This is a genomic window from Mesorhizobium sp. YR577 (assembly GCF_900116595.1).
Lineage (GTDB): Bacteria > Pseudomonadota > Alphaproteobacteria > Rhizobiales > Rhizobiaceae > Mesorhizobium_M.
The window spans coordinates 31,945-56,892 of the sequence record NZ_FPBI01000004.1 but is presented as its reverse complement, the minus strand read 5'-3'; the positions used below and the strand labels follow the sequence as shown (position 1 = coordinate 56,892).

Here is a 24,948-nt window from a genome sequence, read left to right as displayed (position 1 = left end):
CGCGCGAGCGCCAAATCGGGCAGTTGAACGCTCTGAGAGCGGACTGGTTATCGGCGGCTGGGCTTGTAGATCAGGTCGTTATGGTGCGCGACATACTGGTCACCAACCTGATGACCCGGCACTTGCCGCAGGGTCTCGATCTCCAAAGGACGCACACCGTAATCGAACTCAGCATGATGGTTCGGGCATAGGCAGAGCAGGTTTTCCGGCACATCGGGGCCGTTGTGCGGTCCGCCTAGTGGCTGGATATGATGGGCCTCAGCATAACGCCGTCCGTCCGGTAGGTTGATCGTTGTGCCGCACACCTGACACTCATTACGGTGAAGCACTTTTACCCGGAGCGCCATCTGCGTGTCGCGCAGCACTCGATAGGTGCGCGCTTCGACCCGCTCGGGCGGTTTGACCACGTCAGGCGGACGCGGCGTTGTGAGTTGTACCGCTCCAGGCAGAAATTGGGACCAGCTGAAGGTCTTGGATTGACGTATTTGGTCAGCCCACCATACGAAGTCATCCTCGCTCTTGCCGAACAGATTGAAATACCCTTGGCCCGGCATACGATCGTCGCCATTCACGATTAGTCCGGTAATCGCCGGTAACCCCTTGGCTGCGGTCCAGTCCGCAAGGGCCACCAATCCCTGATGCTTCAGGCTCAAACCGTAAGTTTGGCCCTGCCGAGAAAGGCCGAGGCGGTCATGGGCTTCCTTGTATGTGATAAAGGTCTCTGGCTTTTCCGGAATCGCCTTCGGTAAACGTTCGACAAGCAGCGCGAGTAGGTGTTGTCCCTGCTCATCAAGCTCAAGCATACATCTCTCCTCCTGAGCGCTCTCAGTCAGCGCCTTCAAAATAACCACACACACGGAGCTAAAATCAAAGCCAGATGTTCCAGGATGTGACGAAACGGATGATCGTTTAGCGAACGATCTAGCTATTCGCCTTACCGCAGTAATGCTCGTGGTTTTTGGCATCGGCAGCGGCGCGTATTGGCCCACTTGGCCTGCCTTTCTTATCGCCGGTCTTCTCGTCTGGATTGCGTGGGATGGAGTGATTGATCTGGTCGCCCGTGTTCGCCGCATGGGCTGGCGTCGTTTTTGGCGCGGTAGCTGACCTTCGGGATTAGCAAAGCAGCTTCGGGCGCACAGTGATCCGTTCGACCGTGCGACATACCAAGTTACCGCTTCCGGCGAAGGAGAACTCGCGCTGCAACGGCTATGATGATCGCACCAATCATCATGTAGGCAGTCAATCCACCGAGATTGGCAGCTGACGGATTGCGAAAAAACTCCGGCGCACCAAACGCCGCTCCTATGAGCGCACCTACCAACGCAATCCGGCGAATTGACCAGAACTCCTGTTCCACGTCTTTACCCTTCCTCTCCCGCTTTGCTCAGGCAGATTAGTTTCTCACGAGATATGGGAAAACACTAATCGTTAAGCGGAGGGATGCCGGCGAAGGTCGGTATCTCAGCTAGGCTAGCCATGTCGCGTTTATGTCGCGTGGAGACGCCGGGAGCGTTTTGCAAGCATTGAAATCATTGGGAAAATTTAAGAACGATTTGCAACATGCTCCACTAGAACGAAAAACCAAGTGTTTTAATAACATATTGATAATATTGCAATAATTTACGATATGATCGACCGATAAGCCTCCCAAAGCCACGGACTCTGACTCCGTTAGTCCTGGTTCGAATCCAGGTTCCCCAGCCAATTAATTTCATTAACTTGCCCGATCTGCGGAAGAAGTTCTTCATGTTCCCCCCAGTTGTTCGCGGCCTGTGATAGATTCAGCCGCGCGGGAGGGACAATACATGACATGGGGATTCGCAGACATACCGGAACCGGTGATTGACTACGTTCGCGGAGTCTTCGCTGGAGCTAACGACAAGGTGTCGAGAGCCATGGACGTTCATCCGTCCATGCACGAGGAATCCCTTGATCACATGCTCATCATGGAACTGTCGGCCGCACCGCCCGCCTTCTTTGCGAATGAGCGCATTGGCGTAGCGATCGAGTCTCATTGGCTGGGCGGGCGGCGGATGTGGCACCGATGGGAAATCGCAGACATCGCGTTCTTCATCGTCCTACGGCGGCTTGGTCACCTCCAGATGCGCAAGGTCGCACTGCTCCAGACCAAGCGGCTCTACTCGCGTGAAATACCGGTGCCAGAACTGGAGCGGGCCGACTTCGAAATTGGCATCGGACGGATCGCCGATCGCACGGACCCGTCACGGCCGCTTAGCGCCCGACGCCAGTTCACGTTCGACGGCGCATGCGTCTATGGCGCGATGCATGCAGGCGACAACCAGATTGAGGCGATCGACGACTACTTCGATGAACGAGGCATCCCGGTTTATTACGGCCTCTACAATCCTACGTCGCTGCCCTACTCGGCAGAGTATCCGGCGCTGGCAGGAAGTGCGCCAGCGGCCGTTAATGCCGTGGGTTGCCGTATCCTGCCATCGGCCGTAGTTCACGCCGTCGCCACCCAACTTCCGGCCGGGCGCTCGCCTACTGCTGATAGTCTTGTCGTGAGCCCGCCTATCGACCCTGCGGACGCCGGTTCGTCTCGTGGCTGGAGGCTGGAGCGGTTTGTTGCCGATGAGGTTCTGCGATGCCGCCAAGGCCGTCTGTTCGAGGACGCGACGGACCCGAACTTGCGCAGTCTGCTATACGCCCGGTCGGCTCCAATACAGTCCGCAATCACCATCACGATTGATTTGGGTGATGGTGCATGACGAAGCCGATAGTGCCTTCACCGAAGACCCTCGCAAAAACGATCGGGCTATGTATCCAGAATGCCGACCGGCTAATTGAAGATGCACAGATGCTCGAATTCGAGAAGCCGAAATCGACGCGTCTCTACCTCATCCTGATAGCGCAGGAAGAGCTTGCCAAGGCGTTCATGTTGATTTTGGTCTCGATGGGAGTCTTCCCGTTATCCCGCCCAATCCTACGCGCGATGAACGATCACACATGTAAGCAATTGGTCGGCATGCTGATGGAATACATGATTGCGCATTGGGATGATCTGGCGGCGCTCGACAAGATGATTGAAGAGGATTTGGACATGGGTGAGGACCATTTTCCGATCGACATTGCCAGCGCCCTTGATCTGCTGAGATACGAAAAGGTAGCTCGCTGGGAGACGGGCAACGGTGTCTACGTCGGCGACTTCAACTCTAGTCGTGCCGCCAAAGAGGTTGCAAACGGAGCGCGGGATCGACGAAAACAGGACGCGCTATATGTCAGGGTCAACCCCGATGGTTCCGCCAAAAGCACTCCTCATATAGTGACCGATGAAGAGGTGACAAAGGAAGCTGAGCGCGCGTCTCACTACAGCTACTTCGTCGAAAACATGGCGGACGGAAAGGCGTCTGGTCACCGCTACGACAAGACGATGGCGGCGTTGCGGCTGATCTTTGGTCGACATCCACCTCTATGATGCCGGGTGCCGTATTTGATTGGGAGACCGGAGCTAATCCATTGACCTGAAACACGCGATTTTGGGGTAATTTGGACAAATCCAGCCGTGCCCCGATCGCAATCCAAACAGCTTCACCCATTCGAAACCTGTTCCCGCCAAACTCCAACCCTTGGCGCTTCACCTCCTCGACCTACATGTTAGGTTCGGATGAAAATGGAGAATCAGGCGATGACGCGAAGCTTAGTGGTGTGGACCTTGTTGGGCGCTGTCGCCGTGCTTGCCGGCTGTCAGACCGCACCGGTGCCGCAGCAGCAACCGGCGGGCATCTGTCGGGACAGGCCCTTTGAGGCCGGCCTCTGCTATCAGGACACCAACTGGCGGCTGTTCTCGCCGCGCTGGTGAGTTGGCGGAGAGTTAGAGCGCGAGGTTCTTATGACTCGCGCTCGAGCCTTCAGCTTCACTCCCGCCGCGCGAATTGCGATTTCTCGAACACCAGCACCACCACCAGCGCCAGTATCAGCGGGATGATCAGGTAGAACAGGCGGAACACCAGCAGTGCCGCCAGCACGGCCGCCGGGTTCATGTCCGATAGCCCGGCGAGGAAGACGATTTCCAGCACGCCGAGCCCGCCGGGCGCATGCGACAGCAGCGCCACGGAGAACGAAATCACGAAAACGCCGAGAATGATGAAATAGCCGGGGTTTCCCTGCTCGGGCAGGGCAAAATAGATGATCGCGGCTGCCGCCATCAGTTCCATCGGCCCGATGATCAACTGCCGCGCCACGATCGGCAGGCGCGGATAGTGGATTTGCAGCCGCCCGAGCTGCAGCGGCTTTAGTCCTAGCCAGCTGCCGAAGATATAGAGGCCGATGAGCGCCAGGATCAGGCCGCCCGTCATCCGCGATGCCGAGATAGGCAGGATGTCGACGAATCGCTCCAGCACTTCCGGCTCGGACAGCAGCAGGACGGCTCCAAGCAGCAGCGCGCCGAGCGCGAAGGTGAAGCTGCAAAGCGCCACCAGAATGCCGACCTCCTGGCCGCTCAGCCCTTTCGTGGCATAGGCCCGGTAGCGGATCACGGCGCCCGAAAGCACGGAGCCGCCGATATTGTGCGACAGCGCATAGGTGGTGAAGGAGCAGACGGTGATGAAGGCGAAGGAAACCTTCTTGCCCAGATGCATCAGCGCGATGTGGTCGTAGCCGGCAAGGGCTGCGTAGGCGACGATGGAACTCAGGCCCGCAAGTATCCAGCCGTGCAGGGGAATTGCCGCCAGGCCGTCGCCGACATCCTCGACCGATATGCCCCGCAGTTCGTGATACAGCAGCCAGACGGAAAAGCCGACCGCGCAAAGTCCGATTATCGGCCAAATGTAAGATTTCAGCTTCATCGCGTTCCGGCCATGCGCAGCGAGTGTCCTTTCGTGGCGTCTTCGTGGGGGAGCGCGCCAGAACCGGCCACGCTTCGCGGTAACGTCTTTCAGCAATGCCTCATCGAAGCCGGCTGTTCAACCGTCAACGTGGCGGCAAGTCGTCGCCCGGCTAAAATTCCTCCGGCTACCCTTGGTGATTGGTCGCCGCGCTGCTATCGTTGTTCCAACTGAAAAATTGAAAAGCGTGTGCGGCGTCCGTTTCAGGTTCGCGCGGCGCAAAAAGGACATTCGACGTGGAAGACCGCGAACCCGGCGCAGAGGCGCCGGATGCGGGCGCGTACAGGGGGTTGCGGTCGCCGGATAGCGGCGCAGGCAACCCGCCGGCCAACCGGGAAAACCGGGCGCCGGGCCCTCGATCCGGCAACGGGAATGCGAGGGCCGATGCACCGCAGCAGCCAGGAAAAGGCAAGAAACGCCGCAAGCGCAAGCGCGGCCGCAAGGTTTTTGCGCGTGACGGCGTAAAGCCCGACGCTGCCGGCAAGGCTTCGCCGGGAGCGCCAAGCGCGCCGGTCGCGGCGCAGAATCCGGCAGTCGCTGCCGCCCCGACTGCGGACAGGCGACCAAATGCGCCGGACAGGCATTTCAATGCGGAACTGCCGGTCTTTGCAGCACTTGATCTCGGCACCAACAATTGCCGCCTGCTCGTGGCTGTTCCGGGCCGCCCCGGCCAGTTTCGTGTCGTCGATGCCTTTTCGCGCATCGTGCGGCTGGGCGAGGGGCTGACGGCCAGTGGCCGCCTGTCGGATGCCGCCATGGACCGCGCCGTGGAAGCGTTGAAGATCTGCGCCGACAAGCTGCGCAGCCGCAAGGTCAGGCGCGCCCGGTTGATCGCCACCGAAGCCTGCCGCTCCGCCGCCAACGGCGTGGAGTTTCTTGAGCGGGTCGAGGCCGAGGCAGGGCTCAAGCTCGAAATCATCGACCGCCAGACCGAGGCGCGCCTTGCGGTTTCCGGCTGCGGCTCGCTGGTCGAGCGCGACACCGACGGCGTCGTGCTGTTCGACATTGGCGGCGGCTCGTCGGAGATCGCGCTGATCGATCTTTCGAAACAGCGGTCGCCACGGCTCGCCAACCACATCGTTTCCTGGACCTCGCTGCCGGTCGGCGTCGTTTCGCTTGCCGAGCGCTTCGGTGGGCGACACGTTACGCCCGAGATTTTCGATGCCATGGTGGCGGATGTGACCGGGATGCTGTCGGCCTTCGAAGGCCGCGACCGCATCAACCATTTGATGGAAGGTTCGCGCTTTCACCTGCTCGGAACCTCCGGCACGGTCACCACGCTTGCCGGCGTCCATCTCGGGCTTGAGCGCTACGACCGCCGCCGCGTCGATGGGCTCTGGATGGACAATGCCAGCGTCGACCGCATGATCGAAAAGCTGCTCGGCTGGGATTTTCAGGCGCGCGTGGCCAATGCCTGCATCGGCGCGGACCGCGCCGATCTGGTGCTGGCCGGCTGCGCCATTCTGGAAGCCATCCGCCGCGTCTGGCCGTCGGAGCGGCTGCGTGTGGCCGACAGGGGCCTGCGCGAAGGCATATTGAGCGAACTTATGGCCGAGGACGGTGTCTGGCGGCGCAACTGGCGAAACGGACCACGGCAATGACTGGCCCAAAAAAACCCGGCAAATCCGGCCCCGGCGGCATACGCGTCCTGAAAACGCGCATCAAGAAGAAGAGCGGCCTGAAGGAATCGTCGCGCCGCTGGCTCGAACGCCACATGAACGATCCCTACGTTCAGCGCTCCAAGGCTGACGGCTACCGCTCCCGCGCCGCCTACAAGCTGATCGAGATCGACGACCGCCACCATCTGCTGAAACCGGGCATGCGGGTCATCGATCTGGGTGCGGCACCCGGGGGCTGGTGCCAGGTCTCGGCTGCCCGCACCAAATCGACGGCCGAACACCCGCATGTCGTCGGCATCGATTATCTCGGCATGGACGCGGTGCCCGGCGCGCCGGTGCTGATGATGGATTTTCTCGACGATGACGCTCCGGCCAAGCTCATCGAAACGCTTGGCGGCGAGCCTGATCTGGTGCTGTCCGACATGGCTGCTCCCACGACCGGACATCGCCGCACCGACCACATCCGCACCATGCATCTGTGCGAGGTGGCGGCCGATTTCGCTATTTCCGTGCTGAAGCCGGGCGGGCATTTTCTAGCCAAGACCTTTCAGGGCGGCACGGAATCCACCTTGCTGACGCAGCTCAAGCAGAATTTCCGCTCGGTTCATCACGTCAAGCCGCCGGCCTCACGTGAGGAATCGGCCGAGCTCTATCTGCTTGCCAAAGACTTCAAAGGCCGGGCGGCTCCGGACGAAGAGTAGTCGCTAATCCGCCTCAGCGGCTCAGCCTTGCGGCGGCACCGCTTCGATTGCCTTGGCGGTTCGTCCGCCATGTCCTGACACGGCGTTGCCGGCATCCGGCGCGAGCCGCAGGAAGGACAGCGAGGCGACGGCGGAGACGGCGGCAACGATGAAGAACGCGATGTGGAAGTCGGCCAGCGTCAGCGGGCCGCCATGCAACTGCGTTGAGACTTCCAGTATGCCGCCGGCCAGCGCCACGCCGAGCGCCACGCTGATCTGCTGCGCAACGGCGGTGAGCGGTGTTGCCTTGCTGGTGTCGGCGTCGGAAACCTCGGCATAGGCAAGCGCATTGACGCCGGTGAAGAACATCGAGCGGATGAAGCCGCCCATCAGCAGCATTCCAAGCATCAGCGCATAGGGCGTCTCGGGTGTGAAAAACCCGTTGATGGCAATCGTGGCCGCCGAAACCAGCGAGCCCGCGACCAGCACCCGGCGGAAGCCGGCTGCCCTGAACAGCCATGCGGTCACCAGCTTCATGCCGATCGCACCGATCGCCGAGACGAAGGTGATCATGCCGGACTGGAATGGCGTCATGCCGAAGCCGATCTGGAACATCAGGGGCAGCAGGAACGGCACGGCGCCGATGCCGATGCGAAACAGGCTGCCGCCCAGCACGGCGGACCGGAACACCTGGCTGCGGAAAAGCGATAGCGCCAGCAGCGGGTTCTGCTTGCGGCGCGCATGCAGGAGGTAGATCACGCCCGATATCAGCCCGACGATGAGCGTCGCTATGCCAACGCTCGGGGGCAGGGCAGGCAGGCTGACCACCGAGAGGCCGAAGACCACGCCGGATGCCGCCAGGCCGCTGAGAATGAAGCCGGCTGTATCCAGCGGCGGCGCGCCTGCCGACTCGGTCTCCGGCAGGAAGCGCGTCGCGAGCCACATCCCGATCACGCCGATCGGCACATTGATCAGGAAAATCCAGTGCCAGGTGAAATAGGTGGTTATGAAGCCGCCGACGGGCGGGCCGACCAGCGGCCCCACCAGCGCTGGAATGGTGAGCCATGACATTGCTGCAACGAGTTCGTTCTTCGGCGTCGCGCGCACCAGCACGAGCCTGCCGACCGGCGTCATCATCGCGCCGCCCATGCCTTGCAGGAAGCGCGAGACCACGAAGGCGGCCAGCGAATTGGACACCGCGCAGGCGACCGAGCCAATGACGAAGACGGCGATTGCCGCGCGAAAGACGTTCTTTGCGCCAAAGCGGTCGGCCATCCAGCCGCTGACCGGAATGAACACGGCGAGCGAAACGAGATAGGCGGTAAGCGCCAGTTTCAGTGCGATCGGGCTGGTGCCGATGTCGGTTGCGATTGCCGGCAGCGATGTGGCGATGACCGTCGAATCCATGTTTTCCATGAACAGGGCGACCGCGAGGATAAGCGGGATTGTGCGATTCAAGGAATTTTCCAGGATACGAGGGCTGATTGAAAAGGCTGCATGGGACAACTGCGCCGAGTTTACACGGTTCGCAGCCTATGTCGCCGCTTTTGGCCCGCTGGCAACCCCCCGAGGTTGGGCCAGGTGCCGAAATGGCGCAAAACCACGCTCAAATCTGTGTGAGAATACGCGTGCGCTATAGTTGGCGATCGTGCGCTGACGGCGAGCCAATCCCGTCAGGCCCGCAGGGCAATTTTGTCGAGCAGCGCCAGGCTGGCGGGTTTTGCCGTTATCCTGACGGCCTCGTCGAGGAGGTCCACCGAGTGGAGCATCGCCTCCAGCATGTCGGCGAGCGAAGCGCTGTAGGAATCCCCGTCGTTGCGAAGGGCGATTATCCTGCGGGCTATACCGTCGAAAGAATTGTCCAAATCCAGCAGCATCCAACCCCCAGGGGCATTTCAGGTTCCGCCGGGGGCAGGCGAGAATCACCCAGGAATCTAACGGCTTGCACTTATCGGACGCAAGCGGCCGAATTGCGTCCATGCTCGAAGAGCGGGGGAGGCCGGGCTCGACCGGCAGCATGGGAAACTCGCGCCGAGCCGCGCGAAATGCACCAAATGAGCGGTGTGAGGGGAGAAACTGGCGGGGCTACGCAATACCAGCGCCCCACGTTGCCAAGCTAGGCAAACGTGGTGAACAAATTGTTACCGAGGGCTCGATCGCTTGAGCGGAAACGCGATGACCTCGCCCTTCGGCGCCCTGTACTCGGCAGCAAGTGCCGCCTCGACCAGGATCTCGATGGCCTCGTTCATCTTTCGGCTGTCCTGGTCGCTGCCGCGCAGATAGGTCTGCGCCTTTTCCAGGTGATGCCTTACAGCGGCGAAATCCGATCGCAACATGATCCTCCATTCGCCCCCATCGCAAGGGTGGCGCAGGATACTTTCAAAACCGCGAAGGAAAATGATTGGATTTTAGGAAACTGCCGTATCGCCGGCAGGTTGTGCACAGGCGAAACTGTCGTCAAAAGCGTGAACATCCCCGGAATGGCTGGCTTCGCCGCGCAGCCGGCCTATACGATCCTACACGATAAAGAAGTCGCTTGCGGTCATCGCAAGACCTGCCGAGAGCGAGGCGAACTTGATCGCCGCGGCTCCGCCGATGCCATCCTTGTCGAACAGGAGGTCGCCAGTCGTCTTGTTGTAGATGATGCGGTCGCTCGCATCCTTGGCCGCCGATCCGACATTGAATGCGCCCGCGAGCAGCCAGCCCGTCGCAAGGCCCGTAAACACCGCATTCTCCAGTCTTATCGTGTCTTGGACAACGTTGTAGTCGCTGATCGTGTCGATGTTGGTCGATCCAGGTGCGACGTTGAAGAAAAACGTGTCGTTTCCAGCCCCGCCAATCAGCCGATCATTACCCCCTCCGCCCACGATGTAGTCGTTGCCGGCCCCGCCGTTGAGAACGTTGCTGCCGGAATTGCCGACCAGCGTATTGGCAAGACCGTTGCCGGTGCCGTTCAGATTGCCCGTACCGAGCAACTCCAGCCGTTCGACATTCGCTGCAAGCGTCCAGCTTATGGACGATCTGACGATGTCGCTGCCGCCACCGGCAGCCTCGATCGTTTGATCGCCGGCCGAGGACACGTAGTAGATATCGTTGCCCGCGCCACCGGCCATATAGTCGTTGCCGGCGCCGCCGTTGAGAATGTTGTTGCCGGAATTGCCGACCAGCGTATTGGCAAGAGTGTTGCCGGTGCCGTTCAGATTGCCCGTGCCCAGCAACTCCAGCCGTTCGACATTGGCCGCAAGCGTCCAGCTTATGGACGATCTGACGGTGTCGCTGCCGCCACCTGCAGCCTCGATCGTTTGGTCTCCGGTCGACGATACGTAGTAGATATCGTTGCCCGCGCCGCCAGCCATGTAGTCGTTGCCGGCACCGCCGTTGAGAATGTTGTTGCCGGAATTGCCGATCAGCGTATTGGCAAGACCGTTGCCGTTGCCGTTCAGATTGGCTGTGCCCAGCAATTCCAACCGTTCGATATTCGCCGCAAGCGTCCAGCTTATGGACGACCTGACGGTATCGGTCCCGGCTCCGGCAGCTTCCGTCGTTCGGTCACCGACAGAAGAGACGATGTAGATATCGTCTCCGACACCGCCCTCGAGCACGTCATCGCCGCTGCCGCCGTCCAGCGTGTCATTACCTGCGCCGCCGACAAGACGATCATTGCCAGCTTCGCCGCGCAGATAGTTGGCTGCTCCGTTTCCGATCAGCGTATCGTTGCCGCTTCCGCCGCGGGCGTCTTCTATGACGACACCCGGCCCGATCGTCACGGTCGATCGCGAGGATCCGCCGTTGAAGGTTATCGTCTCGCTCAGCGCGCTGAATGCGCCGGGATTCAGATTGATCGAGCTGTTTTCGGAACCGTTATACACGATGGTGTCGCGGCCACCGCTGTCATTGATGGCCTGCCAGTAATATGTGCCGTCATTGAAGGTGTAGGTCGTGTTACCGCTGTTGACGGTCGTGTTTTTTCCGTAAAGCGCCTGGATCGCCAGAAGATCGTAATACATCGGCGTGGTCGGGTAGAAGGACGCGGAACTGTTATTCTTGGCCGACCAGGGCGAAGCCGTGTAGCTCATGATCGTATAGAAATAATTGTCCAGATTGGCTGGAATGGCGTTCGGGCTGGCGAAGGAGTGCTTCAGCCCCAGCGCGTGCCCTATCTCATGCAGGATCGTTTGGAAATCATCGGTGCCGCGTGAGATCGTGGCGGCTCCATAAGGGTTGAAATTGTCCCAACTGAACCAGACGTCGCCGGCAGCAGGGTGCTTCCCAGGCAGATAGGCGTGTGCGGCGGCACCGGAGTCGACATTCTGGGAGTAGGTGAAACGCAATTCGCCGACTGTCGATGAGTTGTCGGCAACCTCGGTGAACTTGATATTCGCGGAACTCGACCACACAGCCAGCGCATCGCGCACGGCTGCCCTCTCGCCGGCGGTCAACGACAGCCAATAGCTCCACTCGTAGTCGGAGGAATATGGCGTGATGTAGGAGGCCGTTCCGGTCGGGAAGCTATAGGTCAGCGTAACATTGGTGCCGAGTCCGCCGCCCCATTTGGTGCCGCTGACCAGATAGATGCCGCTGCCGGTCGCAGCCGGATTGACTGCCGTCACCGGCACGTAATTCTGAGTTGGAGAAGCCACCCCTTGCCCCCTGCATAAATGCGCCCATTGCCCAATGGGATTCGTAACTATTGCCAGCGTGACTTTGCATGAATGGCGAGGCGATGGCACCCCCAAATGGGTGGTTAAGCGTAGGGTGTGACATGGGTCTGCTCATGCGCCAGCGGATAGTCGCGCCGACTGGTGAATTCAATTCAAAGCCGTTTGTCCTTCGATGCCCGTTATCTCGCCGGCCGGCGGCACCATATTGAACCAGGACGGGACGGGCTCGCCGTCTTGTGGTGGCTGCGAAGTCCTTTCGACGCTCGTTCTGCCGAACCCATCCGTGGATCTCCCGGTCCAGGCACATTCGCCCGCGTTCGCCGCGGCACATAGAATATGGAGAAAAACAATGCACAACGTCACCGCCAACGGCGCCACCATCCCGGCGCTCGGTTTCGGCACCTTCAGGATGCCGGGGGCCGACACGCTTCGCATGGTGCCGCATGCGCTGAAGCTTGGCTTCCGGCACATCGATACCGCCCAGATCTACGGTAATGAGGCCGAGGTCGGGCAGGGGATTGCCAGTTCCGGCGTCCCACGCGGCGACGTGTTCCTCACCACCAAGGTGTGGGTCGACAATTATGCCCGCTCGGCTTTCCTGACCTCGGTCGACGAGAGCCTGAAGAAGCTGAAGACGGATTATGTCGACCTGCTTCTGCTCCACTGGCCCAACGACGCGGTGCCGCTCGCCGAGCAGATCGCCTCGCTGAACGAGGTGAAGAAGGCAGGCAAGGTGCGCCACATCGGCGTGTCGAACTTCAACACCGCCCTGATGGCCGAGGCAGTTCGCCTGTCGGAGGCGCCGCTGGTCACCAACCAGATCGAAATCCATCCCTATATCGACCAGAGCGTCGTGATCGACGCTGCCCGCAAGGCGGGACTTTCGGTCACGGGCTACTACGGCATGGCCGACGGCAAGGTGTTTGCGGATGCGCTTCTCAAAGACATTGCGGCAAAGCATGGCAAGTCGGTCGCGCAGGTGGTGCTGCGCTGGCTTGTTCAACAGGATGGCGTGATCGCGCTTTCGAAGACGGTGGGTGAAGAGCGTGCGGCCGAAAACCTCGCGATCTTCGACTTCGCCTTGAGCGCCGAGGAGATGGCGGCAATCAGCGCGCTCGCCCGTCCCGATGGACGTATCGTCAGCCCGCCCGGCCTTGCGCCGGAATGGGACAAAGCTGCCTGAGGTCAGCGCCCGGCGGTAGCCTGAACGCAGGCCTCGTTCGAGGATGAGGCCTGCAACACCGCAGGTCTCGCCGATCCGGCATTCGCTTTTCGCGCGGCGCCGGCCTCGATCATCATCTCGCCGACATCGGCCCCGTCGATCGATACGGTTGCCAGCGTGTCGCCGTCCGGGCCCTTGAGGCGACCGGTGGCCGGATCGCCGCGATTGACCGTAATGAAGCCGGTAACCAGAAGGCTTTCCAATTGCCGCTTGGCCCGTTCGCCAAGCTGGTTTTCGGCCTTGCATCCGGCTGCCTGCAGTGCCGGCGCATCGATATTGGCGATGCGTATGCGTTCGCCGGCCAGCACGAATGTATCGCCATCGATCACCACATAGGCGGGTTCGAGCGAAACGCAGGCGCAGAGCAGGAAGACAAGTGCTTGCATGGCCGGACCGTCACGATGCTTTCAGTTGAGCCGAAATCTCTATGGCAGATTCTAGGCCGCAATCGTTAAGAAAATTAACCATGGAGCCGCCGGTCCGCAGCGAAAGCTTGTCTTTTGGATTTGTGCGGTGATGATGGTCCAGGGGGCATGAATACACTGAGGATGGCAAATGCAACGGCTTGCGATCTGTGTAATGCTTGCAGCGGGTGCTGCTATTTCTGGATGCCAGAGCAACTCTACCGGTCAAGACTTTCAACGGCCTTGTTCGCCAAGGGCCGAGGAAGCCTTAATGTGCGGATCACCGGCCAATTCGATACCAGTGATCGGCCCCAAACTCTTAAGCTAGAGCAAGGACGGGATTCGGGGGCAGGGCGCCTGTCGCCCGAATCCTGTCATATGCCGCAGGATTCACGTACGACTAAAACGCTATCGGTGCAGGCTGAGCCCAAAGCGGCAAGGTCGATTCCCATAGGCGAGTTTCCACCCTTGTCGAGAATCACCGGCGATACCATGAGATTGATCACCTTAAGCAGCAGGTAGCCGCGTCGGGATTCTGCGAAGCCTGGATAGTTTCAACATTATATGAAGAAAGTGGCTCCCCGGGCCGGATTCGAACCAGCGACCAACCGGTTAACAGCCGGTTGCTCTACCACTGAGCTACCGGGGAACAGCGGCTCGTTTGAACGAGGGTGCCTATAGCAAACCAAATTCAGCTTTGCAAAGCGCCAATCTGCATTTTTCATGGAATAATATGCCCGGCGCCTCGCAATTGCGACGGAAAGCCTCATATGTGGGCTTCCGGCCGGGATTTCGGTGGATATGGAAGACGGCAAACGACCCATGACGGAGCAGGCGAACCAGTCGAGCAAGACGCCCAGGCGCGTGATAACCGTGTTTGGCCGCGAAATAAAAATGCCGCAGTCGCGCAACAAGCGCGTGGCGATCGGCGTGGGGCTGACTTTTCTCGGCCTGCTCGGCTTCCTGCCGATTCTCGGCTTCTGGATGGTTCCGCTCGGGCTTCTGGTGCTGTCCTACGAATTCGCGCTGGTCAGGCGTTATCGCCGGCGCGGTATCGTCTGGTGGGAGCGGCGGCGCAACAACCGCTCGCGCTGAACCCGGCCAAGCCTCATTCAATCGGTCCCGAGAGACAAAACTCTCTTTTGTCGGCGTTCCAGACCAGATTGAACACCGCGTCGGGGTTTTCCTTCCATATTTCCACTGCCTGGCGATCGACCCGTATTTTGCGGCCATTCACCAGCACGGTTCTTGCAGTTTTCGTCTTGCCGACGTCGTCGTAGGAGATTTCCATCGCTCCCCCTTTTCTTGTCCCTCCGTTATCCTTGAGCGGCGCGGCCGATTGCCGCTATTAAATTAGACACATTGAAACAAAGAATGTTCCGCTTGCGCCGCCGGCCTCATGGCTCCTGCTGCTGGCAGCTCGGCTGGCCTTTGAACTCGCGCGACATGCAGCCATATTCGTCGAATTTGCCTGCGGTATCACGAACCGCCTTGGCTGCGCCGCAGCCGCACAGGGCAAGGGCGAGCAGAATTAGGATTACCGGTTTCAAGGCCTGATCTTTCTCTTCATTCGATTGAGGCGTTCAACCTTACTGTGGGGCGGCTGATCTCTGCTTTCCACGCCAGGTTGAGGTGCTTTAAGGAAATTTCAGCATTTCGGCGTCAAAAGTTAATCGATTGCGCTTGAGGCATGAAGCCTTGGCTCGTCTTTTTCGGTGCATCGTATCATGAGGAACGAGCGCGCCCATGGGCCTTGGCGATGTCTCCGACCTTATCGAACAGCAGCGTTGCCTTGCAGATATTGCAGCAATCCACGCCGCAGACGCAGTCGGCTGCCGACAAGCCATCGACCGCGCATGACGTTCTGGCCATTACCGGAGGTGTCTCGAACACTCAGACATCCGCCGGGCGCAGCGCGATTGCGCTGGCACAGGCCAGAATTTCCGAATCCTACTTCAGCGTGCACTACGTCGATACCGAAAAGATGAAGGTCAGGCTCTACGAGCGGGCGGGGCAGGCATTGGGAATTGAAATGGCCGATTTCGATTCGTCGGCTGCCTATGGCACCGCGATCAAGCGGGCGTTCCTGGAGTTGAAGGTGCAGCCCGGCAGCGACGAGGCCATTACCGAGATCGAAAAGAATTTGGGGCTGGATAAACTCGGTATCTCGCTGTGGGGTCTCATCAAGGCGATTCTGGACCCCGCCGGGGAGGACAGCGCCAAGCTGGACAAGGCGCTCAAGAAACTAACCGGCGAAGACGCCAAGGGCGATCAGGACGATTCCGATCAAAAAGCAGCGCTCAACCTGTTCCGGTCGGACGAAATCGGAATTTACAGCTTCTGATCGGACATCGCGTATCGGCTGGTTGCCGCCGCGATAGTGTCCTGCTCTCGCTCGGCGCGCGCACCGGCCTGTCCGATACCTCGCACTGAGAGCCGCTAAACTCTTATTCAGAATGCCGCAGAGGATTTTGTTCGGAATGAACCTTCCTCGCTTGACGGCAATTTGCCCGCAACCTATTGAAGCGGCGTAGAACGCCGGCAGCGGCGAGGCCTCGTGGCGGAGTGGTTACGCAGAGGACTGCAAATCCTTGCACCCCGGTTCGATTCCGGGCGAGGCCTCCAATCTGCCACACCGGCCGCCATACGCGGCTACAGCGTTCACGCGAAGTGAAACGCGCAAGCTTGCGCCGAGACGGGTTGTTTTGGGCATGGACACTGATTTTTCCGAACAGCGCGTGAAGATGGTCGACGGCCAGGTCCGCACCACCGACGTGACCGACCAGGCTCTGCTCGACGCCATGCTGTCGGTGCCGCGCGAAGCCTTCGTCGGCGCCAACCGCCGCAACCTTGCTTACATCGATGAGCATATCGAGATCGCCGCTCCCGCTTCCGGCCAGCCGGCGCGTTACCTGATGCAGGCTTCGCCCTTCGCCAAGCTGGCGCAGCTCGCCGAAATCCACCCGAGCGACTTCGTTCTCGATGTCGGTTGCGGCACCGGCTACTCGTCGGCGGTTCTGTCGCGCCTGGCCAGCTCGGTCATCGCGCTCGAAAGCGACCCGGCGCTCGCGCAGAGCGCGACATCGACGCTGGCAAACCTCGGCTACGACAATGTCGTGGTTGTCCAGGGCGCGTTGAACCAAGGCCATGGCGCCGAGGCGCCCTATGACGTGATTTTCGTCGGCGGAGCGGTCGAAGAGATCCCCCAGATGCTGTTCGATCAGCTGAAAGAGGGTGGCCGACTCGTTGCCGTGGAAGGGCAGGGCAATGCCGGCATCGCCCGTCTGTTTTTAAAGACTACTGGCATTGTTGGCGGCCGACGTGCATTTAATGCGGCAATTCGGCCACTGCCGGGATTCGAACGCATCCGCGCATTCGAATTTTGAGCCGGAAAGTCTTGCGACTGTCGCGACATCGTGGTGGCTTAGTGTTTGGACCATCGTTGCTGAGTCCTGTGCGTATTCGTGTGGGCATTTGGCAGGGGGCGTGAGTCGGATCGTGTTGGTAAGGCGCAATGCCTGAATTGACCGATGTGACGCCCGCAGAAACGAATGAGGGAATAGTCGTGTCGTTTATACGCAAAGGCATTTTCACTGCCGTATTTTTGTCGGCCACCGCGCTGTCTCCGATAGCCGCTTCCGCCGAAACCATTCTCGGCGCACTTTCCAAGGCCTATCAGTTCAATTCCTCGATGAATTCGAGCCGCGCCGGCCTGCGCGTTACGGACGAGGGCGTGGCGATCGCCAAGTCGGGTTACCGCCCGATCGTTCAGGGCTCATCGAGCCTCGGTTACGCCTCGACGAGGGACGTTAATAGGCAGTCGACCGCCAGCTTCGGCATCACGATCAGCCAGACATTGTTCGACGGCTTTCAGACCAAGAACAATGTCGCAGCCGCCGAATCGCAAGTGTTCGCCTCCCAGGAAAACCTGCGCAACACCGAGATGAACACGCTGTTCAGCGCCGCGCAGGCCTATATGGATGTCATCCGCGACCGTCAGATCGCCGTGCTGCGCGAGCAGAACCTCAAATTCCTGGCCGAACAGGTGCGTGCAGCCAAGTCCCGCTTCGATGTCGGCGAGGGCACGCGTACCGACGTTGCGCAGGCCGATGCCGCGCGCTCGCTGGCCGAGGCTCAGCTGGCCTCGGCGCGCGCCCAGGCAGCGGCGAGTGCCGCGACCTATCGCCAGATCGTCGGTGATGAACCGGGCAAACTGAAGGCTGCTTCGCCGCTTTCGAAAATGCTGCCCAAGAGCCTCGACCAGGCGTTCGGCCAGGCCTCGGCCCAGCATCCGGCAATCCTGTCGGCGGAGCATCTTGTCGACGCTGCCGGCTTCTCGGTGAAATCGGCAGAAGGCGCACTGCTGCCGCAGATTTCGGCGTCGGCGGGCGTTTCGCACAGCTACAATCATACCACCGGCATCCTGTCGGGGACCGGGCTGAACGGCGACAGCACGACCAATAGCGACACCGCGCAGATCGGTGCTTCGATTACTGTTCCGATCTACTCCGGCGGCCGTACGTCGGCTCTGGTGCGGCAGGGCAAGGAATCGCTCGGTCAGGCTCGCATCCAGGTCGATGTGTTCCGCGATCAGGTTCGCGCGGCGGTAACGTCAGCCTGGACCTCCTACATTGCCGCTCAGGAAAGCGTCGCCGCAAACCGTTCGGCCATCGCCGCTGCCCAGCTTGCGCTGAACGGCGTCATCGAGGAGCGGAATGTCGGCCAGCGCACGACGCTGGACGTGCTCGATGCCCAGCAGGACGTCATCAACGCACAGATCAATCAGGCCAACTCCGAAAATCAGGTCGTCGTGGCGAGCTACGGCATTCTGCAGGCCACCGGCCAGCTTTACGCCAAGCGGCTCGGCCTTCAGGTCACCGAGTACAAGCCGGAAGAGCACTACAAGGCCGTCAAGGACAAGTGGATCGGCCTGCGCACGCCGGACGGTCGCTGATTATCGTTCCATTCCGGTTCTGCCGGTTTTCGAGAGGCGCCCTTGCGGCGCCTCTTTCGATTCCGGCGCTGTCTATCCTGTTGAAATCGCCTGGGCGTCGACTTTGGGGATTCTCCAAGGCCGATCCGTCCGCTACCCTAACCGTTGATTCGAATTCCTGCGGCCTAAGCCAATGGAATCGTTAATTTTGGTCACAAGGGCGGCGGATGTGACGATGGCACAGGCAAGCAGCGTACAGCGCGAACCTTCGATGGAAGAGATTCTGGCTTCCATCCGCAGGATAATCGAAGACAGCGACACCGTCCGAAAGAGCGCCGACGAGATGGCAGCGCTTGGAGACGACGTCGATCTAGCCCCCGTCGACAATGCGGTGATCGAGGTCGATGCGTTTCGCGCCGAACTGCGCGCGGCTCGTGCGGTTCCCGAGCCCAAACCGCTGTCCATGGCCGAGGTGCAGGCGCAGATCGCCGATGAAGCGCCGCAGGACAAAGAAATTGAACAGCAGCCCGCCGAGTCTGTGGCTGTTGCCTATGCTGAGCCCGAAGTGAGCGAAGCGCCGGCTGAGACGCCGGTTCTGGCAGAGCCTGAGTGGAATGCGCCGCAAGCGGCCGAGGCACCTCAAGCCGCCGCATCGCAGCCGAATTACGAAGACGAACTGGACGCGGCTCTGGACGAGCTTACGGTAGAGCAACCTGTTGCGCCTGCGCCGGCCGTCGAATCGCCTTCGCCGTCGTACAGTGCCTATGCGCCGGTTTCGACGTCGAAGCCCGAGACTGTCTCCGCCGCACCCGATATCGCCCGTCCGGCGATCATTTCCGAGCATGCCGGCCGTCAGGTTGCAGCAGCGTTCGGCGAGTTGTCGGAAGCCTTTGCCGCCAGAAGCCGCAAGACCTTCGACGAAATGGCCGAGGAGATGATGCGGCCCATGCTGCAGGATTGGCTCGACAACAACCTGCCGACGCTGGTTGAACGCCTCGTGCGCGAGGAAATCGAGCGCGTCGCGCGCGGGGCATAACCGCGCCATTGCATTTGCCGGAAAGATCAAGCATCTAATCGCTCGATGCTCCATCGCCTTTGACTGACTGAAGCCGATCTTATCCCGCTTCGTCTAATGGTAGGACACCGCCCTTTGACGGCGTGAATCGTGGTTCGAGTCCATGAGCGGGAACCACAATATGGCTGGGCGATCCTCCGGGTCTGTAGGAAAGATTTTCGCCAGATTTCCTGTTAACCTATTGTTTTCCTTCACTTTGAACATTTTTTCACGCCCAATCTATCCACACCCCCAAACACCGCCCGCATAATCCCTCCATCGCTCCTGCGGGACCGGGTCTGGAACCGGGATCAAGGGGGAGTGGCGGTGACCTCCCGCCCTGGTGTGGTAGCCAGGGACCCGAGGGCCCGACACAGGCCGGCGTGGAACGAGCACGGCGCAAATGCCACTGCCCAAAACCATGCGGAGAACCCGCGGCGTCTTGTCCATGGAATGTACATGGAGCGGGCGTTGTGACCGGCCGACTTCGGGACAGACACCGAGCGGGGCGCGGAAGCTGCGCCACGTACTAAACATTAGGAAGGCACGGCCATGCGCCCCGCTTCCCGATATTTGACAATGGCCAGACGGTGAAAACCGGGCGTGGCGATGATGAAGTGTGCCAGCGTCCACCTCCCCCTTGAGGGGAGGTCGCGGACTGAGCGAAGCGAAGGAAGCGGGTGGGGGCATCTCGGCAGCGCTCGACGCAAACGAACGTCGAGCAGTGGCGACCCCACCCGCCGCTGCGCGGCGACCTCCCCTCAAGGGGGAGGTAAGCCTCAGCCCACTGTTGACTCGCAATGCCCCTTCCGATTTACACCGGGACAACCTATTTCCGGACAAATCGGATCACTTTCCCATGCTTGAGAAGACCTACGACGCAAAAACCGTCGAGCCGAAAATCGCCAAACGCTGGGAGGAAGCCGACGCGTTCCGCGCCGGCGCCGGCTCCAAGCCGGGTGCCGAAGCCTTCACCATCGTCATTCCGCCGCCGAATGTGACCGGCTCGCTGCATATGGGCCACGCGCTCAACAACACGCTCCAGGACATTCTGGTGCGCTTCGAGCGCATGCGCGGCAAGAACGTTTTGTGGCAGCCGGGCATGGACCATGCCGGCATCGCCACGCAGATGGTGGTCGAGCGCCAACTGATGGAAAAGCAGATCCATCGCCGCGACATCGGCCGCGAGGAGTTCATCGAAAAGGTCTGGGAGTGGAAAGCCGAATCCGGCGGCGCGATCTTCAACCAGTTGAAGCGCCTCGGCGCTTCCGCCGACTGGTCGCGCGAGCGCTTCACCATGGACGAGGGCCTCTCCAAGGCCGTGCTCGAAGTCTTCGTCACGCTCTACAAGCAAGGCCTGATCTACAAGGACAAGCGCCTTGTGAACTGGGACCCGAAATTGCTGACCGCGATTTCCGACCTGGAAGTCGAGCAGCACGAGGTCAACGGCAATCTCTGGCACTTCCGCTACCCCGTCGAAGGCGTTGCCTACGACCCGGAAAACCCCGCGACCTATGTCACGGTGGCTACGACACGCCCGGAAACCATGCTTGGCGACACGGCCGTCGCCGTTCATCCCGAAGATGAGCGCTTCAGCAAGCTCGTCGGCAAGAACGTTGTTCTCCCGCTGGTCTGGCGCAAGATTCCGGTCGTCGCCGATGAATATTCCGATCCGGAGAAGGGCACAGGCGCGGTCAAGATCACGCCGGCGCACGACTTCAACGACTTCGAGGTCGGCAAGCGCCACAAGCTGCGCGCGATCAACATCCTGACCATCGAGGCGGCGGTAAACCTCAGGGATAACGAGGACTTCCTCGAAGGTCTTGATTCAACGCCCGAGCTTGCCGCCACCATCGAGGCGCTGCACGGACAGGATCGCTTCACCGCGCGCAAGAAGGTTGTGGAGATGATGGAGGCGGGCGGCTTCCTCGACAAGATCGAGCCGCATCGCCACACCGTGCCCCATGGCGACCGCGGCGGCGTGCCGATCGAGCCGTTCCTGACCGACCAGTGGTACGTCAACGCGGCCGAAATGGCCAAGCCGGCGATCGCCTCGGTGCGCGAAGGCCGCACCAACTTCGTGCCGAAGAACTGGGAAAAGACTTATTTCGACTGGATGGAGAACATCCAGCCCTGGTGCATTTCGCGCCAGCTCTGGTGGGGTCACCAGATTCCGGCCTGGTATGGCCCTGATGGCCGCGTCTTCGTCGAGAAGACCGAAGAGGAAGCGCTGGGCGCTGCGATCGAATATTACCTGGCGCTGGAAGGCCCCTGGAAGGGCTGGGTCGAGGATAAGCTCGAAAACTTCAAGCCGGGCGAAATCCTGACCCGCGACGAGGACGTGCTCGACACCTGGTTCTCGTCAGCGCTGTGGCCGTTCTCGACGCTCGGCTGGCCGGACGAGACGCCGGAACTGAAGACCTATTACCAGACCGACGTTCTGGTCACCGGCTTCGACATCATCTTCTTCTGGGTCGCCCGCATGATGATGATGGGCCTCCATTTCATGGAAGAGGAGCCGTTCCACACCGTCTATGTCCACGCTCTCGTGCGTGACAAGAACGGTGCCAAGATGTCGAAGTCGAAGGGCAACGTCATCGACCCGCTCGAACTGATCGACGAATACGGCGCCGATGCGCTGCGTTTCACGCTGTCGATCATGGCGGCGCAGGGCAGGGATGTGAAGCTCGACCCGGCCCGCATCGCCGGCTACCGCAATTTTGGCACCAAGCTGTGGAACGCCACGCGCTTCGCCGAAATGAACGGCGTTGCCCGCAACGACGAATTCTGGCTTCAGGATGCCAAGCTCACCGTCAACCGCTGGATACTCACCGAGCTTTCCCGCGCCACCCGCGAGGTCACCGACGGCATCGCCTCCTATCGCTTCAACGAGGCGGCCGGCGCGGCCTACAAGTTCGTCTGGAACCTGTTCTGCGACTGGTATCTGGAACTGCTGAAGCCTGTCTTCATGGGCGAGGACGAGGCCGCCAAGGTCGAGAGCCGCGCGGTCGCAGCCTTCGTGCTCGACGAGATCTACAAGCTCTTGCACCCGTTCATGCCCTTCATGACGGAAGAGCTTTGGGCTCATACGGCGGGCGAAGGGCAGGAGCGGCCGACGCTTCTGTGCCTGGCTGCATGGCCGTCGCCGGAATTCGAGGACGCCGAAGCTGCAGCCGAGACCAACTGGCTGGTCGATCTCGTCTCGGGCATCCGCTCGGTGCGCTCGGAAATGAACGTGCCGCCGGCGGCGATCGCACCGCTGGTGATCGTCGGGGCCAATGATACGACGAAGGCTCGGCTGGAGCGTCACGATTCGGCGATCAAGCGGCTGGCGCGCGTCGGTGCGGTGAGCCATGAGGAGGCAGCGCCCAAGGGTTCGGCGCAGATCGTCATCGGCGAGGCCACCGCCTGCCTGCCGCTCGGCAGCCTGATCAATCTCGAAGCCGAAGCCGCCCGCCTGCAGAAGGAACTGGCCAAGGTGACCGAGGAGGTCGCGCGCATCCACAAGAAGCTCGCCAACGAGAAATTCGTCGCCAACGCGGCTGCCGAAGTGGTGGCGGCCGAGCGCGAAAAGCTTGTCGAATTTCAGGAGGCGCAGGAGAAGCTGAACGTCGCTCTGGCGCGCGTTCGTGACGCAGGGTAAGGGCACTTCGGAGGCTGATTCCTGGATGCCGCCTGAGGCGGCATCTGCTCCGAAATGGGGCATAACGCAGCGTCATGTTTTCACATCTTTGCCACTTTTTGCCCCCTTGTTGCCATAATGTTACAATTTGGCAATATGGGGTCGAAAAGCCTCGATTTTGAGCGTTTTTAGCGGGTTTCGACCCTATTTTGTGAAAAAATTCCCACAAAACGAGGCTGTTTTAAGCCTTTTTGTGGATGGTCACCTTCCTTTTACGTAAGCCTTAACCTCCCTCGAAAGGTTCACGTGTAAAAACGTGGTTGCGCCTGCTGAGGGAAATAGTTCTAGCTTGTTTCACGTACTTCTTGGGGAGGAATACCTGATGAAAAAAGCGCTACTGAAATCGGTCCTCGGAGCCGGCTCTTTGATGCTCGCGATCGTAGGATCGGCGAGCGCTGGTGGCCTCGAGCGCGGGGGTTACAACATCGATCTTCTTTTCGATACTTCGCGCTTCACCGGCGAAGTTTCCGGCACTTACGTCATGCCCGATCGTAAGCTCAACAATGTGCGCGATATCAACCCGGCTAACGGCATCGGATCCAATGGTATCGGCGGTGGCGCGACGAACGACGTCAGCGAAACCGAGGATTACTGGGTGCCTCGTATCGGCTTCAAGGCTGGCATCGGCGAGTCCATCGACTGTATGGCCGACTATTCGCAGCCCTGGGGTGCGCATTCCAATCCGGGGGCCAACTGGATGGGCGCGAACGACAACATCGAGACGAAGATTGACAGCGACAACTACGCTGCGACCTGCTCTTACAAAATGGATGCCGGTAAGGGCCAATTCCGCGTGCTTGGCGGTGTCTTCTATCAGGAAGTCAGCGGGTTCAAGGAACGTTTGGTTGCTCCCGTTCCAACGATTACCGGTACCACGGCTTTCGGCAATGGCGTCGGCCGTCTCGATCTCGAGGATAGCGGTGTTGGCTGGCGCATCGGTGCGGCTTACGAAATTCAAGAAATCGCCTTCCGCGCAAGCCTGGTCTACAACTCGGCAGTGAAGCTGGACGGTCTTTCGGGAACGCTGGATTTGACGCAGATTCCCGGCTTTATCAGCCCGACCAACCCGCTTCTTGGTCGTGTGACGGATATATACGGCTCAGCAACGATGCCGGAATCGGTTGAATTCAAGGTTCAGTCGGGCATCGCACCGGATTGGCTCGCTTTCGGCTCCGTGAAATGGGTCAACTGGAGCCGCTTGCAGACAGTTGATCTCTGCCCTGTTGGGGTCAGTGCTTCGCTTTGCTTCCCAGGCAGCCCATTTGTCGCGACCTCGCTTGATCTGCTCTATCGCGATGGCTGGACAGTTTCCGGCGGCATCGGGCACAAGTTCAACGATCAGTGGAGTGCAGCGGGTAGCATCACCTGGGATCGTGGAACCACGACCGGCCTCAGTGCCCAGACCGACACCTGGACCTTCGGCGGTGGCGTCGCCTACACGCCGACCCAGAACGTCGAACTGCGCCTTGCCGGGGCCCTGGGCATTCTAACCAGCGGTTCTGCCGGCCCTGTGACCTCAAACGGTATCAACTATGGCGAAGAGGTCACCTACGACTTCGACAACGATCTTGTCAGCGCTATCTCGGCCTCGTTGAAAGTCAAATGGTAACTCATTGGAAACAATGATCGAAAAAGCCGGGCGCATGCCCGGCTTTTTTGTTTTGGATGAGGAAAATTCTTAAGCCGGCAAGCGCAAGCTCTGCCGGCTTTTTGATGCTGGTGGGGCCGCGGCATGGTTAACAACGTCATACCGTTTGTGATGTTTCTGCAACACTCTCCGGTGAAGCATTGGGCTACAACGGGCCGGGCACAATTCGCCTAGTTCCCGCCATAAACCCGGAGCACC

The 24,948-nt window shown here is 60.3% G+C and carries 23 protein-coding genes and 3 tRNA genes; 15 read left to right on the top strand and 11 right to left on the bottom strand.

All coding sequences use genetic code 11. The annotated features are described in order from the left end of the window. Positions 1 to 47 precede the first annotated feature (47 nt). Positions 48 to 803 carry an HNH endonuclease gene (locus BM413_RS07225; RefSeq protein WP_091912256.1) on the bottom strand — a complete coding sequence of 252 codons (756 nt, stop codon included), beginning with the start codon at positions 801 to 803 and terminating at the stop codon, positions 48 to 50. A 365-nt stretch (positions 804 to 1,168) separates the two neighbouring features. Continuing rightward, the gene (locus BM413_RS07220) at positions 1,169 to 1,357 is read right to left on the bottom strand and encodes a hypothetical protein (protein ID WP_091911864.1); all 189 of its coding nucleotides are present in this window, start codon (positions 1,355 to 1,357) and stop codon (positions 1,169 to 1,171) included. A 538-nt stretch (positions 1,358 to 1,895) separates the two neighbouring features. On the opposite strand from BM413_RS07220, the gene BM413_RS07215 reads away from it, so the two are divergent. From BM413_RS07215 to BM413_RS33030, 3 genes are all read left to right on the top strand, one after another. Beyond that, positions 1,896 to 2,732, top strand: coding sequence for a hypothetical protein (locus BM413_RS07215; protein WP_139238561.1), 837 nt, complete (start codon positions 1,896 to 1,898; stop codon positions 2,730 to 2,732). Further along, positions 2,729 to 3,439, top strand: coding sequence for an AbiV family abortive infection protein (locus BM413_RS07210; protein WP_091911860.1), 711 nt, complete (start codon positions 2,729 to 2,731; stop codon positions 3,437 to 3,439). The genes BM413_RS07215 and BM413_RS07210 overlap by 4 nt, the downstream gene beginning before the upstream one ends. 210 nt (positions 3,440 to 3,649) lie before the next feature. Next, positions 3,650 to 3,823 (top strand): hypothetical protein, encoded by a 174-nt coding sequence (locus tag BM413_RS33030; protein ID WP_162931635.1) that lies wholly within the window; start codon positions 3,650 to 3,652, stop codon positions 3,821 to 3,823. Between the two features lie 55 nt (positions 3,824 to 3,878). Here the strand turns inward: BM413_RS33030 and BM413_RS07205 are convergent, their stop codons facing one another. Further along, complete coding sequence (locus tag BM413_RS07205) at positions 3,879 to 4,808, bottom strand: lysylphosphatidylglycerol synthase transmembrane domain-containing protein (protein ID WP_091911859.1); 930 nt, start codon at positions 4,806 to 4,808, stop codon at positions 3,879 to 3,881. A gap of 275 nt (positions 4,809 to 5,083) precedes the next feature. Between BM413_RS07205 and BM413_RS07200 the strand changes: the two genes are divergently transcribed. Together BM413_RS07200 and BM413_RS07195 are read left to right on the top strand one after the other, a co-directional pair. Next, positions 5,084 to 6,448, top strand: coding sequence for a Ppx/GppA phosphatase family protein (locus BM413_RS07200; protein WP_091911857.1), 1,365 nt, complete (start codon positions 5,084 to 5,086; stop codon positions 6,446 to 6,448). Continuing rightward, positions 6,445 to 7,167 (top strand): RlmE family RNA methyltransferase, encoded by a 723-nt coding sequence (locus tag BM413_RS07195; RefSeq protein ID WP_091911855.1) that lies wholly within the window; start codon positions 6,445 to 6,447, stop codon positions 7,165 to 7,167. The genes BM413_RS07200 and BM413_RS07195 overlap by 4 nt, the downstream gene beginning before the upstream one ends. 21 nt (positions 7,168 to 7,188) lie before the next feature. Here the strand turns inward: BM413_RS07195 and BM413_RS07190 are convergent, their stop codons facing one another. From BM413_RS07190 to BM413_RS07175, 4 genes are all read right to left on the bottom strand, one after another. Then, positions 7,189 to 8,616 (bottom strand): DHA2 family efflux MFS transporter permease subunit, encoded by a 1,428-nt coding sequence (locus tag BM413_RS07190; RefSeq protein WP_280141828.1) that lies wholly within the window; start codon positions 8,614 to 8,616, stop codon positions 7,189 to 7,191. A 203-nt stretch (positions 8,617 to 8,819) separates the two neighbouring features. Further along, positions 8,820 to 9,023 (bottom strand): hypothetical protein, encoded by a 204-nt coding sequence (locus BM413_RS07185; RefSeq protein WP_091911852.1) that lies wholly within the window; start codon positions 9,021 to 9,023, stop codon positions 8,820 to 8,822. Between the two features lie 264 nt (positions 9,024 to 9,287). Continuing rightward, positions 9,288 to 9,482, bottom strand: coding sequence for a hypothetical protein (locus BM413_RS07180; RefSeq protein ID WP_244537792.1), 195 nt, complete (start codon positions 9,480 to 9,482; stop codon positions 9,288 to 9,290). A gap of 180 nt (positions 9,483 to 9,662) precedes the next feature. Beyond that, positions 9,663 to 11,786 (bottom strand): M10 family metallopeptidase, encoded by a 2,124-nt coding sequence (locus BM413_RS07175; protein WP_175544268.1) that lies wholly within the window; start codon positions 11,784 to 11,786, stop codon positions 9,663 to 9,665. Positions 11,787 to 12,156: 370 nt separating this feature from the next. Here BM413_RS07175 and BM413_RS07170 point away from each other — a divergent pair, with 370 nt between their 5' ends. Continuing rightward, positions 12,157 to 12,990, top strand: coding sequence for an aldo/keto reductase (locus BM413_RS07170; protein WP_091911848.1), 834 nt, complete (start codon positions 12,157 to 12,159; stop codon positions 12,988 to 12,990). A 2-nt stretch (positions 12,991 to 12,992) separates the two neighbouring features. On the opposite strand, the gene BM413_RS07165 is transcribed toward BM413_RS07170, so the two are convergent. Together BM413_RS07165 and BM413_RS07160 are read right to left on the bottom strand one after the other, a co-directional pair. Further along, positions 12,993 to 13,415, bottom strand: coding sequence for a thermonuclease family protein (locus BM413_RS07165; protein WP_091911845.1), 423 nt, complete (start codon positions 13,413 to 13,415; stop codon positions 12,993 to 12,995). Positions 13,416 to 14,007: 592 nt separating this feature from the next. After that, a tRNA-Asn gene (locus BM413_RS07160) sits at positions 14,008 to 14,082 on the bottom strand. 173 nt (positions 14,083 to 14,255) lie between these two features. Here BM413_RS07160 and BM413_RS07155 point away from each other — a divergent pair. Beyond that, on the top strand, positions 14,256 to 14,528 hold the full coding sequence (locus tag BM413_RS07155; RefSeq protein ID WP_091911843.1) for a hypothetical protein: 273 nt from the start codon (positions 14,256 to 14,258) through the stop codon (positions 14,526 to 14,528). Between the two features lie 13 nt (positions 14,529 to 14,541). On the opposite strand, the gene BM413_RS07150 is transcribed toward BM413_RS07155, so the two are convergent. Together BM413_RS07150 and BM413_RS33025 are read right to left on the bottom strand one after the other, a co-directional pair. Further along, positions 14,542 to 14,724: a hypothetical protein gene (locus tag BM413_RS07150; RefSeq protein ID WP_091911842.1), complete on the bottom strand. Its 183-nt coding sequence runs from the start codon at positions 14,722 to 14,724 to the stop codon at positions 14,542 to 14,544. 106 nt (positions 14,725 to 14,830) lie between these two features. After that, positions 14,831 to 14,983 carry a hypothetical protein gene (locus tag BM413_RS33025; RefSeq protein ID WP_162931634.1) on the bottom strand — a complete coding sequence of 51 codons (153 nt, stop codon included), beginning with the start codon at positions 14,981 to 14,983 and terminating at the stop codon, positions 14,831 to 14,833. A 209-nt stretch (positions 14,984 to 15,192) separates the two neighbouring features. Between BM413_RS33025 and BM413_RS07145 the strand changes: the two genes are divergently transcribed. The 8 genes from BM413_RS07145 to BM413_RS07110 all read left to right on the top strand — a co-directional run bounded on the left by BM413_RS07145 (position 15,193) and on the right by BM413_RS07110 (position 24,711). Continuing rightward, on the top strand, positions 15,193 to 15,777 hold the full coding sequence (locus BM413_RS07145) for a hypothetical protein (protein ID WP_139238560.1): 585 nt from the start codon (positions 15,193 to 15,195) through the stop codon (positions 15,775 to 15,777). Between the two features lie 207 nt (positions 15,778 to 15,984). Beyond that, positions 15,985 to 16,058: transfer RNA gene (locus tag BM413_RS07140), tRNA-Cys, on the top strand. An 86-nt stretch (positions 16,059 to 16,144) separates the two neighbouring features. Further along, on the top strand, positions 16,145 to 16,819 hold the full coding sequence (locus BM413_RS07135) for a protein-L-isoaspartate O-methyltransferase family protein (protein WP_091911838.1): 675 nt from the start codon (positions 16,145 to 16,147) through the stop codon (positions 16,817 to 16,819). A 179-nt stretch (positions 16,820 to 16,998) separates the two neighbouring features. Continuing rightward, entirely contained in the window at positions 16,999 to 18,387 is a 1,389-nt protein-coding gene (locus BM413_RS07130) for a TolC family outer membrane protein (RefSeq protein WP_091912252.1), read from the top strand. Positions 18,388 to 18,601: 214 nt separating this feature from the next. Beyond that, positions 18,602 to 19,402 carry a PopZ family protein gene (locus BM413_RS07125; protein WP_091911836.1) on the top strand — a complete coding sequence of 267 codons (801 nt, stop codon included), beginning with the start codon at positions 18,602 to 18,604 and terminating at the stop codon, positions 19,400 to 19,402. An 82-nt stretch (positions 19,403 to 19,484) separates the two neighbouring features. Beyond that, positions 19,485 to 19,558: transfer RNA gene (locus tag BM413_RS07120), tRNA-Gln, on the top strand. 721 nt (positions 19,559 to 20,279) lie between these two features. Then, positions 20,280 to 23,063, top strand: coding sequence for a valine--tRNA ligase (locus tag BM413_RS07115; protein WP_091911835.1), 2,784 nt, complete (start codon positions 20,280 to 20,282; stop codon positions 23,061 to 23,063). A 361-nt stretch (positions 23,064 to 23,424) separates the two neighbouring features. Then, positions 23,425 to 24,711 (top strand): OmpP1/FadL family transporter, encoded by a 1,287-nt coding sequence (locus BM413_RS07110; protein ID WP_091911834.1) that lies wholly within the window; start codon positions 23,425 to 23,427, stop codon positions 24,709 to 24,711. Positions 24,712 to 24,948: the final 237 nt, after the last annotated feature.